The organism is Bordetella sp., from assembly GCF_057362025.1.
In genome coordinates this window covers 182,872-197,574 of record NZ_JBMQQZ010000083.1, presented here as the reverse complement: position 1 = coordinate 197,574, position 14,703 = coordinate 182,872, and the positions used below count along the sequence as shown (strand labels likewise).

13 protein-coding genes are annotated in these 14,703 nt (G+C 66.6%); 9 read left to right on the top strand and 4 right to left on the bottom strand.

The window, feature by feature from the left end; genetic code table 11:
- Positions 1 to 41: 41 nt before the first annotated feature.
- From ACO1P8_RS18255 to ACO1P8_RS18240, 4 genes are all read right to left on the bottom strand, one after another.
- The gene (locus ACO1P8_RS18255) at positions 42 to 557 is read right to left on the bottom strand and encodes an aromatic-ring-hydroxylating dioxygenase subunit beta (protein WP_486297305.1); all 516 of its coding nucleotides are present in this window, start codon (positions 555 to 557) and stop codon (positions 42 to 44) included.
- 88 nt (positions 558 to 645) lie between these two features.
- Positions 646 to 1,935 (bottom strand): Rieske 2Fe-2S domain-containing protein, encoded by a 1,290-nt coding sequence (locus tag ACO1P8_RS18250; protein WP_486297304.1) that lies wholly within the window; start codon positions 1,933 to 1,935, stop codon positions 646 to 648.
- Between the two features lie 35 nt (positions 1,936 to 1,970).
- A complete protein-coding gene (locus ACO1P8_RS18245) occupies positions 1,971 to 3,251 on the bottom strand; it encodes an NAD(P)/FAD-dependent oxidoreductase (RefSeq protein ID WP_486297303.1) in 1,281 nt (426 codons plus the stop codon).
- A gap of 5 nt (positions 3,252 to 3,256) precedes the next feature.
- Positions 3,257 to 3,568, bottom strand: coding sequence for a non-heme iron oxygenase ferredoxin subunit (locus ACO1P8_RS18240; RefSeq protein WP_486297302.1), 312 nt, complete (start codon positions 3,566 to 3,568; stop codon positions 3,257 to 3,259).
- A 385-nt stretch (positions 3,569 to 3,953) separates the two neighbouring features.
- Between ACO1P8_RS18240 and ACO1P8_RS18235 the strand changes: the two genes are divergently transcribed.
- The 9 genes from ACO1P8_RS18235 to ACO1P8_RS18195 all read left to right on the top strand — a co-directional run bounded on the left by ACO1P8_RS18235 (position 3,954) and on the right by ACO1P8_RS18195 (position 14,577).
- On the top strand, positions 3,954 to 5,057 hold the full coding sequence (locus ACO1P8_RS18235; protein ID WP_486297301.1) for a TRAP transporter substrate-binding protein: 1,104 nt from the start codon (positions 3,954 to 3,956) through the stop codon (positions 5,055 to 5,057).
- Positions 5,058 to 5,075: 18 nt separating this feature from the next.
- A complete protein-coding gene (locus ACO1P8_RS18230; RefSeq protein ID WP_486297300.1) occupies positions 5,076 to 7,481 on the top strand; it encodes a xanthine dehydrogenase family protein molybdopterin-binding subunit in 2,406 nt (801 codons plus the stop codon).
- A gap of 7 nt (positions 7,482 to 7,488) precedes the next feature.
- Positions 7,489 to 8,331 (top strand): FAD binding domain-containing protein, encoded by an 843-nt coding sequence (locus ACO1P8_RS18225; RefSeq protein ID WP_486297299.1) that lies wholly within the window; start codon positions 7,489 to 7,491, stop codon positions 8,329 to 8,331.
- Positions 8,328 to 9,569, top strand: a complete 1,242-nt coding sequence (locus ACO1P8_RS18220; RefSeq protein WP_486297298.1) for a xanthine dehydrogenase family Fe-S subunit — start codon at positions 8,328 to 8,330, stop codon at positions 9,567 to 9,569. The genes ACO1P8_RS18225 and ACO1P8_RS18220 overlap by 4 nt, the downstream gene beginning before the upstream one ends.
- A gap of 87 nt (positions 9,570 to 9,656) precedes the next feature.
- Positions 9,657 to 10,691 carry an ABC transporter substrate-binding protein gene (locus ACO1P8_RS18215; protein WP_486297297.1) on the top strand — a complete coding sequence of 345 codons (1,035 nt, stop codon included), beginning with the start codon at positions 9,657 to 9,659 and terminating at the stop codon, positions 10,689 to 10,691.
- Complete coding sequence (locus tag ACO1P8_RS18210; protein WP_486297296.1) at positions 10,688 to 11,473, top strand: ABC transporter ATP-binding protein; 786 nt, start codon at positions 10,688 to 10,690, stop codon at positions 11,471 to 11,473. Before ACO1P8_RS18215 ends, ACO1P8_RS18210 begins: the two co-directional genes overlap by 4 nt.
- Entirely contained in the window at positions 11,470 to 12,243 is a 774-nt protein-coding gene (locus ACO1P8_RS18205) for an ABC transporter permease (RefSeq protein WP_486297295.1), read from the top strand. The genes ACO1P8_RS18210 and ACO1P8_RS18205 overlap by 4 nt, the downstream gene beginning before the upstream one ends.
- Positions 12,244 to 12,278: 35 nt before the next feature.
- Positions 12,279 to 12,908 (top strand): TRAP transporter small permease subunit, encoded by a 630-nt coding sequence (locus ACO1P8_RS18200; RefSeq protein WP_486297294.1) that lies wholly within the window; start codon positions 12,279 to 12,281, stop codon positions 12,906 to 12,908.
- Between the two features lies 1 nt (position 12,909).
- A complete protein-coding gene (locus ACO1P8_RS18195; protein ID WP_486297293.1) occupies positions 12,910 to 14,577 on the top strand; it encodes a TRAP transporter large permease in 1,668 nt (555 codons plus the stop codon).
- Positions 14,578 to 14,703: the final 126 nt, after the last annotated feature.

Below are 14,703 nucleotides of genomic sequence, written 5' to 3'. Positions count from 1 at the left end.
CCTGGACCGGGGGCGCGGGGAGGCCTGGACAGGGCTGATCGCTAGACCGGGTACACCAGGTCGTTGGCCAGAATCTCGGTGTCGTAGATCACCTGGCGCTCTTTCAGCTTCAACCCGCCTTCGACGCGAACGAATACGTCGTGGTAGAAGCCCGCCAGATGCAACGTGGTGGGTCCTTCCACCAGGGTTTGCGTCAGCAGGAAGGACGATTGCGCCTCGATGCCCGCATCCGACGCTTCCAGGACGCGCGTGTTCGTCACGAGATGCCGCATATAGCGCGGCGCGAACATCTGCGTGCGGGAAATTGCCACTGCGCGATCCTGCATCATGTCGCGGCCCTCGGCATAGACCAGGCCCACCAGCAGCCCGCGCTCGGCATTCTCGCGCGAGGTGACGCGGTACAGGCCGTCCGCGGTGAAGAAATCCGGCCAGCTTTCGATCTGGTTGGCGTCCAATACGGCGCAATAATCGGCGTGGAACTCCTCGATTTCCTGGCGCAACGCGATGGCGCGCGCCGGCTCGATGCGACGCGGAGCATAGGCAAAATTCGTTTTCATTCTGGTCGTCTCTGCATAAGGCGATGGATGGCGAAGGCGCCGTGGCCCGCTGGCCGCGCCCCACGCGCGGCCGGAGGGCGCGTACGGTTCAAAGCGCCATGACCTCGCGGTAGTAGCGATACATCGAACGGATCGCCGCTTCCGAAATCAGGGTATTCGAGGTCCCCAGCTTGCCGGACTCGAGCTTCAGCACATTCAGGTCGCTGGTGGATCGGCGTACCCCTTCCTGCACGAACTTCATTGCTTCGTTGTCCTCCAGGCCCAGGAATCCCGCCGGCCCCATCAGGTTGCCCTGACGCAGGCGATGCCGGGTCATTTCCGGCGTGTCGTCTTCATAGCCGAACATCGTCCACTGCATGATCATGCTGTCCGGGCCGTTGGGGACGATATGGCGCACCCCCAGCGTATTCATTTCGCGCTGCACCACCAGATTGGGCCAGATGGTCTGCATGGTCACCGACCAGGGCGAATCGAATTCCTTGACGTACTCCAGGAAGCGATCGTCGCGCAGGCGCAGCCCATCGTGAAAAGAGCGCATCTCTTTCTTGTTCTCTTCGCTCACGCTGGCGTACTTGTCCTCGCTCTTGGCCGATGCCATCGTGCCGTGGCGCCCATGAGTACCGTCCACCAGCATCGCGGACTTGTTCCCGGCCACCAGCAGGCCGAATACCACCAGGAAGGAATGCAGCAGCGTTGCGTGATAGGGATCCTTCAGGTTCTCGTGGTACATCTTCCAGTTGCAGGGCAATTCGTTGCGGTAGTAGCCCAGTATCTTCAGCGGCTTGCCGGGGAAGACGGTGTCGAAGTCGGCCAGGATTTCCGGTGTGAGGTATTCCGCGATCGGCTCCACGTCCGACGAGTACGAAGCGAACACCACCCCATGGCGCGTCGTCACGTGTAGCTGGCGCAGGCCATGCTGCTCGTTGCGGAAGTCCCGGGGCATCCCGCCTTCCTTGTTTACGCCGCGCTTGAAGGGGATGCCCTGCAGATTGCCTTTCAGGTCATAGGACCACTGGTGGTAAGGGCAGACGAATTCCTTGGTATTGCCCTGCGGGTTCCGGCAGAACTCCGCGCCGCGGTGCGCGCAGCGGTTCTCGAAGACGTGGATCGAACCATCGTCGGCGCGCGAGACCACCACGGGCGTGGGGCCGACGAAAGAGCGCTTGTAGTCGCCGGGCTTGGGGATCTCCGCTTCCAGCGCGACGTAGTTCCAGGTTCGGCCGCGGAAGATGCGCTCCATTTCCCGTTCGTAAATGGCATTGCTGGTGTAGACCCAATCGGGGATGGCATGCAGGGCGTCTTCGGGCCAATGGCATTGCGCCAGCCCGGTGTCCTTGTCGGCGCCGGTGCGGCCAATCACAGTCTGGGATTGGTACATGTAAGACTCCTTGTGCTATGCGCGAGCGCCGGCGGTCAGGCCGGCGTGGCGGCCTGTTGGCAGGCCTTGATCCAGGGTTTCAGGGCGGTGCCCGCGTCGGCAAAACCCGCCGGGTCGATACGAATGCCGCGCTCGAACAGGCCGCGCAGCTGGCGCAGGTCCGCGGCCGCGTTCACGGCGACCCCGTGTACCGGTATGCCTTCGCGATGGCCCAGCCAAATCAGGCGGGGCGCCTCCGATTCGGGGCCGTCGGCGCCGCGGCAGGCATAGACCAGCCCGGGCGCCGGCATTCCCAGCATCTGGATATTGCAGCCGAATTGATCTGTCCAGAACCAGGGATAGGGCGGCGGCGGCGGCTTCGCATCGAGCATGGCGGCGGCCGCCACGCGCGCCTGTTCGTTGGCGTTCTGCCAGGACTCCAGGCGCGCATGCCGGCCAAGGAAATCGCGATGCTGGCTGGCGCAGTCGCCGATCGCCAGAACGTGGGGATCGGAGCTGCGGCAATGCGCATCCACGCGTATGCCGCCATTCGCCGGGTCGATTTCCAGGCCGGCGTCGCGCGCCAGCCCGATTTCCGGCTGCAGGCCGATGGCCACCACGACGGCATCCGCCGGCAGGACTTCTCCGCTGTCCAGCACCAGCGCGGACGGCGTGCGGCCGTCGGTATGCCGCGCAATGGAGGCGATACCGGTACCCAGGTATAGCCTGGCACCGGTCGCCGCCGCGCGCGCCGCCAGCCAGTCGGAAAAGGGAGCGGGCAGGGCGTTGGGCAGCAGGCGCGGGGCGCTTTCGACGATGGCCACGTCGGCATCGCCATCGAGGGCGGTGGAGGCGATTTCCAGGCCCAGGAAGCCGCCGCCGACCACAACGATGCGCGCGCCGGGGCGCAGGCAGGCGCGCAGGCCGCGCGCGTCATCCAGGGTGCGGACATAGTGCACGTTGGGCGTGCCGCGCGGCAACGCCGGCAATTCGCGCGCCTGCCCGCCCGTGGCCAACAGGCAGCGGTCATAGGGCAGCGCCGATCCGTCCGCCAGGCGGATCTCGCGGCGCGCGGGATCCAGCGCCAGCGCTTCCATGCCGGAGATCAGCCTGATGTCCTGCCCCATATAGAAAGCAGGCGGATGAATGGCCGCGGCGGCTTCGGCGTCGACGGCGCGCAGGATGGCTTTGGACAACGGCGGGCGTTCGTAGGGCGCGTGCGGTTCGCGGCCGACCAGGACCAGCGCACCGGCGTAGCCCGACGAACGCAGGGCGGCGGCCGCCATGGCACCGCCCTGACCGGCACCGACAATGACGATGGAGGCGGGGGGCGCCATGCGGATCACCGTGAGACGTCGGTCAGTATGTCGGTACCCTCGACCTTGACGGGATACACACGGATGTCGCCGGTCGCGGGCGCGCACAGTGCCTTGCCGGTACGGATATCGAAGCGCGCCTGGTGCAGGGGGCATTCGATGCAGCCGTCTTCCAGATAGCCGTCCGACAGCAACGCATACGCATGCGTGCAGACATTGTCCGAGACGAAAAATTCACCCTCGCTGCGGTACAGCGCCAATGGCTTGCCGTCGGCGTGCACGGCCATGACCTCATCGTCTTCCAATGCGTCCGTCGATGCGATTCGGGTCCAGTTCATGTCATTCTCGTCAGTATGCTGAGTAATTGTCGTCAGTGTACTGCTCATAAAAAGCGCTGAGCTCCTAGGGATTTCCCGGGTGGGCACGCGGGCGCGCGCGGCGTCGTGCCGAAGCATGGCTGCCACCGGGCCGGACGAGGGGGAAAACCCCGTATTTAAGGTATCGCGGTGGTGCACTGATGTGCCGGGCAGGTGCATGTGCGGACCATCTTGGCGCATGGATTTTCGTGGTCGGCGGACGCATGGCCATACTCGGGTAATCATCGTTGACACTCCAAAACTCTCTCAGTATGCTGACTAACAAGTCAGTGTACTTACCTTTTTCTGGCGCGAATTGCATGCTCGTGCCACATACCATGGTCCACGTCTCAGGGGAGTCAGAGTTATGCAACGACGCCGTTTCCTTACTCAGGCCGCGGGCGCCGCGGGCGCAAGCCTGGCTGCCGTCGCCGCGCCCGCGATCGCGCAATCGAATCCGTCCGTGCGCTGGCGCATGTCCACCAGCTGGCCTAAAAGCCTGGACACCATCTATGGATCGGCGGACGAGTTCTGCAAGCGTGTCGGGCAATTGACCGACGGAAAATTCGAAATCCGCGCCTTCCCGGGCGGCGAAATCGTTCCTCCCGCGCAGAACATGGACGCCGTCAGCAACGGCACGGTGGAATGCAACCATGTGCTCAGCACCGCGTATATCGGCAAGAACACCGCCTTGACATTCGATACCGGTCTGTCCTTCGGGCTGAACGCCCGCCAGCACAATGCCTGGATCCATTATGGCGGCGGGCTGGAGCAACTGCGTACCCTCTACAAGAAGTACAACATCGTCAACCACGTGTGCGGCAACGTCGGCGTGCAAATGGGAGGCTGGTACCGCAAGGAAATCAAGTCGGTGGCCGACCTGAAGGGCCTGAACATGCGCATCGGCGGGATCGGCGGCATGGTCCTTTCCAAGCTGGGAGCGGTTCCGCAGCAGATTCCGCCCGGCGATATCTATCCCGCGCTGGAAAAGGGCACGATCGATGCGGCCGAATGGATAGGCCCATACGACGACGCCAAGCTGGGTTTCAACAAGGTCGCGCCTTTCTATTATTCGCCGGGCTGGTTCGAGGGCAGTGCTTCGATCACCACCATGGTCTACGACAAGGCCTGGGAGTCCCTGCCGGCGTCGTACAAGGCTGCCTACGAATGTGCGGCGGGCGAGCAAACGATGCGTATGCTGGCCAACTACGATGCGCGCAATCCGCAGGCCCTGCGCGGGCTGATCGCGGGCGGCGCCAAGGTGCGTTATTTTCCCAAGGAAGTGATGGACGCGGTGTACAAGGCGTCGCAGGAACTGTGGGAGGAACTATCCGCCAATAACCCGGATTTCAAGGCACTTTATCCGGGATGGAAGAAGTTCCAGCAGGACGAGGCGGGCTGGTTCCGCGTCGCCGAAAGCGCCTTGGACAACTTCACGTTCGCCGAGGTGGCACGGGCGCAGTCCAGGTAAGCGGTACGGGGGACAGGGATGACCATGGAACATGGCGGGGCGGCCTGGGCAGGCAAGGCCGAAGGTGTGGGCGCGCGGGTGCCGCGCAAGGAAGATGCGCGCCACCTGCACGGCAAGGGAAATTTCGTTGCCGACATGGCAATGCCCGGGCTGAGCGAGGTCGCGTTCCTGCGCAGCCCGCTCGCGCACGCGCGCATCGCCGCCGTGCGCACGGACGATAGCGTGGCCGGCTCCGTCATCCTGCGCCGTGACATGGCCGATTGCCGTGACATCGTCGCCGATTCGACATTGCCGACTTATCAATCCTCCGCGCAGCCGCCGCTGGCAGCCGGCAAGGTGCGTTTCGTCGGCGAGCCGGTCGCCATGGCGTTCGCGCCCAGCCGGGCGGAGGCCGAGGACGCCATCGAGCTTATCGATGTGGACTACGAGGATCTGCCCGTCTACGCCGATGTGTTCGCGGCCCAGTCCGCCACCGCCGAGTTCGTCCACGAGCAGTGGAGGGACAATGTCTTCGTGACGCTGAACGCCGACAGGGATTTCGACGCGCATGCGGGGCAGGCCGAGGTCGTCGTCAAAAGAAAGATGCGGCTGGCGCGTCAGTGCATGGTACCCATGGAGGGCAAGGCCGTCCTGGCCCACTGGGATCACCAGGCCGACCAGCTCGTGGTCTACAGCGCCACGCAGGTGCCTCACATGATCCGCACCATCCTGGCCGAATGCCTGGAACTGGACCAGGGCCAGGTTCGCGTCATCTCTCCCGACGTGGGCGGCGCCTTCGGCTACAAGTGCGTGCTACAGCAGGAAGAGCTCTGCGTGGCCTGGCTGGCCAAGACGTACCGGCGACCCTTCCGCTTCATCGAGGACCGGCGCGAGCATCTGACGGCCGGCGCGAATTCCCGGGAACACCATTACGAGATGACGGCCTATGCCGACCGCCGTGGCAGGCTGCTGGCGCTGGACGCGCACGTGACGGTGGACGGTGGCGCGTATTCGGTGTGGCCCTTCACGATAGGCCTGGAGCCCGGCCAGGCGGTGGGCAACCTGCCGGGGCCCTATGCCTTCCGGGGCTATCGCTGCGTGACCCGCGCGGTGGCCACCAACAAGCCGGGCTTTGTGCCCTATCGCGGCGTGGCGCGCACGGGGGTGTGTTTCGCCATCGAATTGATGATGGACGCGATCGCCCGCGAAGTGGGACGCGAACCCTGGGAGGTCCGGTTGGAAAACCTGGTCCGGCCGGAACAGATGCCCTACGTCAACGTGACCAACAAGCATCTGGACAGCGGCGACTATCCCGCCAGCCTGCGCAAGGCGCTGGAGATGATAGATGCGGCGGGCGTGCGCGAGCGCCAGGAACGCGGCGAGCCCGACGGCCGCCTGATCGGGGTGGGCGTGGCCACCTATACGGAGCAGGCGGCGCACGGCACATCGGTCTTCGCCACCTGGGGCACGCCGGTGATTCCGGGATTCGACCAGGCCACCGCGCGTATCACGCCGGATGGCGGCCTGGAAGTGCGCGTCGGCGTACATTCGCACGGGCAGGGCATGGAGACGACGTTCGCGCAGATCGCCAACGAAATCCTCGGCATTCCGGTGGCGCGCATCAAGCTGCTGCATGGCGACACGGGCCAGACGCCGTATTCCACCGGTACCTATGCATCGCGCTCGCTGGTGATGTCCGGCGGCGCGGTATCCCAGGCCTGCAAACGGCTATTGCCGCGCGTGCTCCATATCGCGGCGCATTTGCTGGGCGTGGCGGCTGGGCAGGTGGCGGTCGGCGATGGCCGCTTCGCCGTGACGGGGACGGCGGAGCGTTCGGTCTCCATGCGCGAAGTCGCCGAAGCATGGTACCTGAAGCCCCACCTGTTGCCCGCGGACGTCGATCCGCAGGGCCTGGAGGTGACGGGGGGCTACAAGCCGAAGGTCGATACCGGCTGCTTCACCTATGCGAGCCAGGCCGCCACGGTGGCCGTGGATCCCGCAACGGGTGGCGTGGAAATTCTGGATTACGTCGTGGTGGAAGACTGCGGCACGATGATCAATCCCATGGTGGTGGAAGGGCAGACCATCGGCGGCATCGCACAAGGCATAGGTACGGCCTTCTATGAAGAAACGCCGTACGACGCCAACGGCCAGCCTTTGGCCTCGACGCTGGCCGACTACATGCTGCCGGGCCCGACGGAAGTCCCGCATATGCGTATCCATCATTTCGAAACCCCATCGCCCCATACGGAGTTCGGCGCCAAGGGCATGGGCGAAGGCGGTGCCATCGCGCCGCCGGCGGTACTGTTCAACGCGGTGAACGATGCGCTGCGCGCGGTGGGGGCGGCCGAGCTGGCGCAGACCCCTCTTACGCCCTATCGCGTGCTGCGGGCCATCGCGCAAGGCCGGCCGCGTGAGGAAACCGGCCGGGCCAGGGCAGCCTGAGACAGCGATGAAAGCAGCGAAATTCGACTATATGCGGCCGGCTTCGGTGGAACAGGCACTGGACGCGTTGCGTGAGCATGCCGGCCAGGCCAAGCTGATGTCAGGCGGCCAGTCCCTTGGACCCATGCTGAACCTGCGCCTGGCCAGGCCAGCGATGGTGATCGATATCTCCGGCCTGGAGGCCCTGCGCGGCGTGACCCGCGACGGCGATACGGTGCGCATCGGCGCGGCCGTCACGCATGCGGAGATCGAGGACGGCGTGCATGCGCCGCTGCGCGACTCGCCGATGCGCGAAGTCGCCGCCGGGATCGCCTATCGCGCGGTGCGCAACCGCGGCACCCTGGGCGGCAGCCTGGCCCACGCCGATCCGGCGGCCGACTGGGTGGTGGCTATGACCGCCCTGGGCGCCTGCATCGAACTGGCCGGCCCGCGGGGCGTGCGCCATGTCGCCGCGGATGCATTGATGCAGGGCGCTTATACCGTCGACGTGCAGGAAGACGAACTGATACAGGCGGTCCACGTGCCGGTGGCCGGCAGCCGTGCCCGCTGGGGGTATTACAAGTTCTGCCGCAAGACCGGGGAGTTTGCCGAGGCCAGCTGCGCGGCATGGTTCGATCCGGCCAGCGGCCAGGCGCGCATCGCGCTGGGCGCCCTGGATGGGCCGCCGCGCCTGCTGTCCGGGCTGGCCGCGCGCGTCGCGCAGGGCGGCGCCGCCGCGATGGATGCCGCGGCGATCGCCCGCGAAGTGGCGCAAGCCATGCCGGACAAGGATGAACCGCATCGCCAGCTGCATGCCGCCGCGGTCGCGCGCTGCCTGGCACAGGCCACGGGCATAGGACAGCAATCATGACGCAAGTAACGCTGCAAGTGAACGGACGCCGCGTGGCCGAGGATGCGCCGGCCCGCATGCACCTGGGCGATTTCCTGCGCGACCGCCTGCGGCTGACCGGCACGCATCTGGGGTGCGAGCATGGGGTATGCGGTGCGTGCACCGTGCTGCTGGACGGCGCCCCGGTGCGTTCGTGCATTGCTTTTGCGGTCGCCTGCGAGGGTCGTCAGGTCACCACGATAGAGGGATACGACGCCGATCCGGTCATGGGCCGCCTGCGCGCGGCCTTTACGCGCCATCATGCGCTGCAGTGCGGGTACTGTACGCCCGGGATGCTGGCGACCGCGCGCGATATCGTGCTGCGCCTGCCTGACGCCGACGAGGCGCGGGTGCGCGTGGAGCTGTCGGGAAACCTGTGCCGCTGTACCGGCTATATGGGTATCGTCGCGGCGGTGATGTCGGTGTTGGCCGATTTGCGCGAGTCGCCCGACGCGGAGGTCCAGAGCCTGCGCGCGGCGGCGCGTCGCGGCCCGGCGGCCGGGCCGGCGGCGGCTGGCCCGGCCGCGTTCGAGTCATACACGGCCACCGCCCCGGTCGAAGCGGCCGGCTTCGGCAGTGGTCCGGTAGCCGACACGGCATCCGCGGAGCCCGTGGCCACGCGTGCCGCGGCCGCGCCGGCCGATACCCCGGCGGCGCACGGCGCGGGCAAGACCAACCAGATCGACGGCAAGTTCGACGTACCGTTCCCGGCGGAGCGGGTATGGGCTTTCATGACGGACCTGCCGGCCGTGGCCGCCTGCCTGCCGGGGGCCGCCATCGAGGAGCAGCAGGGCGATCGCGTGAAAGGCACGGTCTCGATCAAGTTCGGTCCGATGCGCGCGGCCTTCAACGGCGCCGCGCGGCTGGACCGCGACGATGCGGCGATGCGGGCGGTCCTGCGTGGTGCCGGGCAGGACTCATTGAGCCGGTCGCGGGCGAACGGCGATGTCGCCTATCGCGTCGAGGACGTGGGCGGCAATGCCGCGCGCGTGCGGGTCGAACTGGCCTATTCGCTGCAGGGGCCGCTGGCGCAGTTCTCGCGTTCGGGACTGGTGCGGGATTTCGTCGGCCGCATGATCGCGGACTTCGGCCGCAATGTCACGGCGCGCCTGTCCGGGACGGCGGACGCCCAGCCGGCACAGGCGTCGTTCAATGCGGCGGGCATGTTCTTTCACGTGCTGTGGGCGCGCATCAAGCGCTGGCTGGGGCGCGCGGGCTAGGCCCCGGCCGCGTATTCCGCCGAAACAGGATCATCCGGATCCGCGCGCCGTCGCAGGCGCGCGGGTCCATCACTCCAAGGGAATCTCATGCGGACGACCAAGCCATATGCATGGCGCCGGCTGTTGGCCGGCGCGGCCTTCCTGGCCCTCTGGGCGGCGGGGGGCGCCGCCGCGGCAGCCACGCCAACACCCCTGAAAGTGCGTCTGGACTGGACACCCTGGGGTGTACAGGCGCCTTTTCACCTGGCGCAGCAAAAAGGCTGGTACAAACAGGCGGGCCTGGACGTCACGCTGGAGGACGGCAACGGTTCGGTGACGACGGTGCAGATCGTCGGTTCCAGCGATGCCTTCGATGTGGGACACGCGGCGCTTGCGTCCATGATGATCGCCCGCGACAAGGGCCTGCCGGTCAAGGCAGTGGCCGTGTTCGCCCGGCAGAGCGACATCGGCCTGCTGGTGCCGGCGGATTCGGGCATTACCGGGCCGGGCGCGTTGAAGGGGCGGAAAGTCGCCTATACCGCGGGCTCGCTGGAGGCGCCCTTCATCGACGCTTTTCTGGCGGCGGGCGGGCTCAAGCGCGGCGACGTCGAACTGGTGAACGTGGACGCCGCCAGCAAGGCGTCGACCTATGCCGTCGGCAGGGCGGACGCGGCGTTCTCCACGATTCCCTTCTTCCTGCCGGTGGTATCGCAGAAACGTCCCTCGACCGCCGTGCGCTTCGCCGACTTCGGCCTGAACATGCCCAGCTTCGGCCTGTTCGCCACCGAGGACAAGCTCCGCACCCGCGGCGACGCGATCGCGGCCTTCGCCAGCGTAACGGCGCGGGCGTGGGAATATATCCAGGCCGGACACCAGGACGAGGCCGTCGCGGCCATCATGGCGCAGCGGCCGCAGGCGCGCCTGGATCCGCAGGTGCTACGCGGACAGATCGATGCCATTCAAGCCTATTTCGGCACACCGCCCGCGGGCGGCCGCATGGGCGTTCCGGTTCCGGACGATTGGACGCAGGCGGTGAAGACCTTGTCATCGGTGGGCCTGATCGGTGGCGGGGCCGATCCGGCCGCTTTTTATGTCCAGGGCCTCGTGCATCCCGAACGCTACGACGCCATGGTGGCCCAATGAGCCGCTGGGCCGTATCGGCGCGCGACGTCAGCAAGCGGTATCCGGGCGAGCGCGGAGTGCGCGCGCTGGATTCCATCTCCGTCGATCTGCCGCCGGGCCGCTTCGTCAGCATCCTCGGCCCCAGCGGCTGCGGCAAGAGCACCTTCCTGCGCTGCGTCGCGGGCCTGGAAACCATCAGCGCGGGCGATCTGCGCGTGGAAGACCGGCCCGTTAAGGGCACGCCGGATGGCATCGGCATGGTCTTCCAGCGCGATGCCCTGCTGGATTGGCGCAGCATCCGGCGCAACGTGCTGTTGCCCATCGAATTCGCCCACAAGTCCGTCGCCGGCTACGCGGGCAAGGCCCGCGAGCTTTTGGCATTGACCGGGTTGCAGGACTTTGCCGAGTGCTATCCCAGCGAATTGTCGGGTGGCATGCGCCAGCGCGCGGCGATCTGCCGGGCCATGATCGACGATCCGCGCCTGTTGCTCATGGACGAGCCCTTCGGCGCGCTGGATGCATTGACGCGCGACCAGATGAACGTCGAGTTGCAGCGCATCTGGATGGAGACCCGCAATACGGTGCTGTTCGTGACCCACGGCATCGCCGAAGCGGTCTTCCTGGGCGATACGGTCATCGTGTTCTCGCCGCGCCCCGGCCGCATCGTGGAGATGCTGGAGATCGGCCTGCCGCGGCCCCGGCCCCTGGCCGTGCGCGAGTCCGCGGAGTTCGGCGCCTATGTCCGCCACATCCGCGGCCTGTTCCAGGACATGGGCCTGATCGACGAGGGGCAGCGCGCATGAGAGCGTCATCCCGAACGCTATTGCACGGCGCCGCCGGCGCCGGCTCGCTGGTTGCTTTCCTGGCGCTCTGGGAAGTAGCGGCGCGCCTGCTGCACATCAAACCGATCATGCTTCCGCTGCCCTCGCAGATCGGCGTGGAGCTGGCCCACGACGCGGGCTGGTATGCCGGGCAGGCCGCCTATACGCTGATGACCACGTTGGCCGGTTTCGCGCTCTCGGTGCTGGGCGGCGTGGCCGTCGCGGTGATGCTGGTGGGCTCGCGATGGTTCGAAAGCGTGCTGCAACCGCTGATCGTGGCATTGAACAGCGTACCCAAGGTGGCGGTCGCGCCGCTGTTCGTCATCTGGCTGGGAACGGGCGCCGAGCCGAAGATCGCCATCGCCTTCCTGATCGCCGTTTTCGCGGTCATCGTGGATACCGTGCACGGACTTCGCTCGGTGCCGCGCGACATCCTGGACCTGGGCCGCGTACTGAAGGGGTCGCCGCGCGACTTCTTTTTCAAGGTCCGGCTGCCTTGCGCGCTGCCTTCCATCCTGGCGGGCATGAAGGTCGCGATCTCGCTGGCGCTGGTCGGCGCCATCGTCGGCGAGTTCGTTTCGTCGCAGAGCGGCCTGGGCTACGTGATCATGACGGCGCAGGGCACTTTCGACACCGTGCGGGTCTTTGCTGCCCTGTTCGTGCTGGCCTTCATCGGCCTGGTGCTATTCGGCGCGTTGGCCTGGGCCGAGCGCAAGGCGACCCCGTGGCGGCGCCACGGCGAGGACCGCTGAACGCCGCGCGACAGAGCACACATAAGGGGAATGCAATGACGGGGTTGATGGCCTTATCGCGTCTGATCGACGCGATAAACCTGCGCGTGGGCCGCGCGGTGATGTGGGTGACCTTGCTGGTGGTGCTGGTCAGCGCCGGTAACGCGGTGGTGCGCAAGGTCTTTCACAGCAGCTCGAACGCGTGGCTGGAGCTGCAATGGTATATGTTCGGGGCGATGTTCCTGTTGTCCGCGGGCTATACGCTGCTGAAGAACGAGCACGTGCGGGTGGACATCCTGTCCTCGCGCCTGTCGCGGCGCAAGCAGATCTGGATCGAAGCGTTCGGGGTGCTGTTTTTCATGCTGCCGGCCTGCGTGCTGATCCTGGTGCTGTCCTGGCCGGTGTTCACGGAGTCGTGGCTGACAGGCGAGCAGTCCTCGAACTCGGGCGGGCTGGTGCGCTGGCCGGTCAAGCTGCTGATTCCGGTGGGCTTTGCGCTGCTGGTGCTGGCGGGGCTCTCGCATTTGATCAAGTGCGTGGGTTTCCTGCTGGGCCGCTGCGAGGATCCGCTGCGCCGCCAGGGCGCGCGCTCGGCCGAGGAAGAACTGGCCGAGGAAATCGCCCGCGAGGCGCAGGCCCGCGAGGCGGCGGCGCTGGATGCGCCCGCACGCAACGGGGGGCGCTGAGATGGACTTTTTCATCGCCAACCTGGCGCCCATCATGTTCGCCACCCTGGTGGTATTCCTGCTGCTGGGCTTTCCGGTGGCCTTCGCGCTGGCGGCCAACGGCATCCTGTTCGGGTTGGTCGGCATCGAGCTGGGGCTGCTGACGCCGGCGCTGTTCCAGGCGCTGCCGCAACGGGTGTTCGGCATCATCTCCAACGACACGCTGCTGGCGGTGCCGTTCTTCACGCTGATGGGGCTGGTGCTGGAGCGATCGGGCATGGCCGAGGACCTGCTGGAGACCATCGGGCAGCTGTTCGGCACGGTGCGCGGCGGCCTGGCCTTCGCGGTGGTGTTCGTCGGCGCGATGCTGGCGGCCACTACCGGGGTGGTGTCGGCGTCGGTGATCTCCATGGGGCTGATCTCGCTGCCCATCATGCTGCGCTACGGCTACGACCGGCGCCTGGCAACCGGGGTGATCGCCGCCTCGGGCACGCTGTCGCAGATCATTCCGCCGTCGCTGGTGCTGATCATCCTGGCCGACCAGCTGGGCCGCTCGATCGGCGACATGTATCGCGCGGCGATGGTGCCGGGTTTCGTGCTGGCCGGGCTGTACGTCCTGTACGTGGTCATCATGTGCGTGTTCAAGCCGGCCTCGGCGCCGGCGCTGCCCGAGGAAGCGCGGCGGTTTCGCGAGTCCAACGGCACGCGCGGGGGCCGCTCGCTGCTGGTGCTGATGGCGATCTCGGTGACGGTGGCCTGGGTGCTGGGCCGGTGGATGGAGAACGACACGGCGCCGGCCGACGAGCGCATCGTGCTCAGCCTGCTGCTGTGGGGGCTGACGGCCTTCGTGATCGCCATCGCGAACAAGGTGCTGCGCCTGGGGCTGCTGTCGGCGCTGGCCGAGCGGGTGACCTTCGTGATGATCCCGCCGCTGTTCCTGATCTTCCTGGTGCTGGGCACGATCTTCATCGGCGTGGCCACGCCCACCGAGGGCGGGGCGATGGGCGCGGTCGGCGCCATTGCCATGGCGCTGGCGCGCCGGCGCCTGACGCTGGACCTGCTCAAGCAGGCAATGGACACCACCACCAAGCTGTCGTGCTTCGTGGTGTTCATCCTGGTGGGCTCGACGGTGTTCGGCCTGACCTTCCGGGGCGTGAACGGCGATCTGTGGGTCGAGCACCTGCTGACCGGGTTGCCGGGCGGGCAGTGGGGCTTTCTGATCGTGGTCAGCGTGCTGACCTTCGTGCTGGCGTTCTTCCTGGACTTCTTCGAGCTGGCCTTCATCATCGTGCCGCTGCTCGGGCCGGTGGCCGAGAAGATGGGTATCGACCTGATCTGGTTCGGGGTGATCCTGGCGGTGAACATGCAGACCTCGTTCATGCATCCGCCGTTCGGCTTCGCGCTGTTCTACCTGCGCTCGGTCGCGCCCAAGGATCCCTATCGGGACAAGGTCACCGGGCGCACCATCGCGCCGGTGACGACAGGGCAGATCTACCAGGGCTCGATCCCGTTCATCGTCATCCAGCTGGTCATGGTGGCGACGGTGATGCTGGTGCCGGCAATCGTGATGCACTACAAGGGCGACCAGTCCAAGGTGGATCCTTCAACGGTGAAGATCGACGTGCAGGGCGGCTACGGCGACAACCCCTATGGCGGGGACGGAGCTAACGGCGTGGGGGTATTCAAGTAGGGCGCCCCCGGGCGGCGGCGGGCGGTCGAATGCCGGGCGCCCCGAGGAGTTCAATATAACCATATCGGATTTGCTTATAACTAGAATACGAAATAGCGATTTTTCTCCGGTCGTGGTCCTCCGTAT

Excerpts from the sequence above, each read along its gene's own strand:
- ACO1P8_RS18215 (WP_486297297.1), top strand. The coding sequence starts at position 9,657 with ATGCGGACGACCAAGCCATATGCATGGCGCCGGCTGTTGGCCGGCGCG.
- ACO1P8_RS18205 (WP_486297295.1), top strand. The coding sequence starts at position 11,470 with ATGAGAGCGTCATCCCGAACGCTATTGCACGGCGCCGCCGGCGCCGGC.
- ACO1P8_RS18230 (WP_486297300.1), top strand. The coding sequence starts at position 5,076 with ATGACCATGGAACATGGCGGGGCGGCCTGGGCAGGCAAGGCCGAAGGT.
- ACO1P8_RS18200 (WP_486297294.1), top strand. The coding sequence starts at position 12,279 with ATGACGGGGTTGATGGCCTTATCGCGTCTGATCGACGCGATAAACCTG.
- ACO1P8_RS18210 (WP_486297296.1), top strand. The coding sequence starts at position 10,688 with ATGAGCCGCTGGGCCGTATCGGCGCGCGACGTCAGCAAGCGGTATCCG.
- ACO1P8_RS18250 (WP_486297304.1), bottom strand. The coding sequence starts at position 1,935 with ATGTACCAATCCCAGACTGTGATTGGCCGCACCGGCGCCGACAAGGAC.
- ACO1P8_RS18235 (WP_486297301.1), top strand. The coding sequence starts at position 3,954 with ATGCAACGACGCCGTTTCCTTACTCAGGCCGCGGGCGCCGCGGGCGCA.
- ACO1P8_RS18225 (WP_486297299.1), top strand. The coding sequence starts at position 7,489 with ATGAAAGCAGCGAAATTCGACTATATGCGGCCGGCTTCGGTGGAACAG.
- ACO1P8_RS18240 (WP_486297302.1), bottom strand. The coding sequence starts at position 3,568 with ATGAACTGGACCCGAATCGCATCGACGGACGCATTGGAAGACGATGAG.
- ACO1P8_RS18195 (WP_486297293.1), top strand. The coding sequence starts at position 12,910 with ATGGACTTTTTCATCGCCAACCTGGCGCCCATCATGTTCGCCACCCTG.
- ACO1P8_RS18245 (WP_486297303.1), bottom strand. The coding sequence starts at position 3,251 with ATGGCGCCCCCCGCCTCCATCGTCATTGTCGGTGCCGGTCAGGGCGGT.
- ACO1P8_RS18220 (WP_486297298.1), top strand. The coding sequence starts at position 8,328 with ATGACGCAAGTAACGCTGCAAGTGAACGGACGCCGCGTGGCCGAGGAT.
- ACO1P8_RS18255 (WP_486297305.1), bottom strand. The coding sequence starts at position 557 with ATGAAAACGAATTTTGCCTATGCTCCGCGTCGCATCGAGCCGGCGCGC.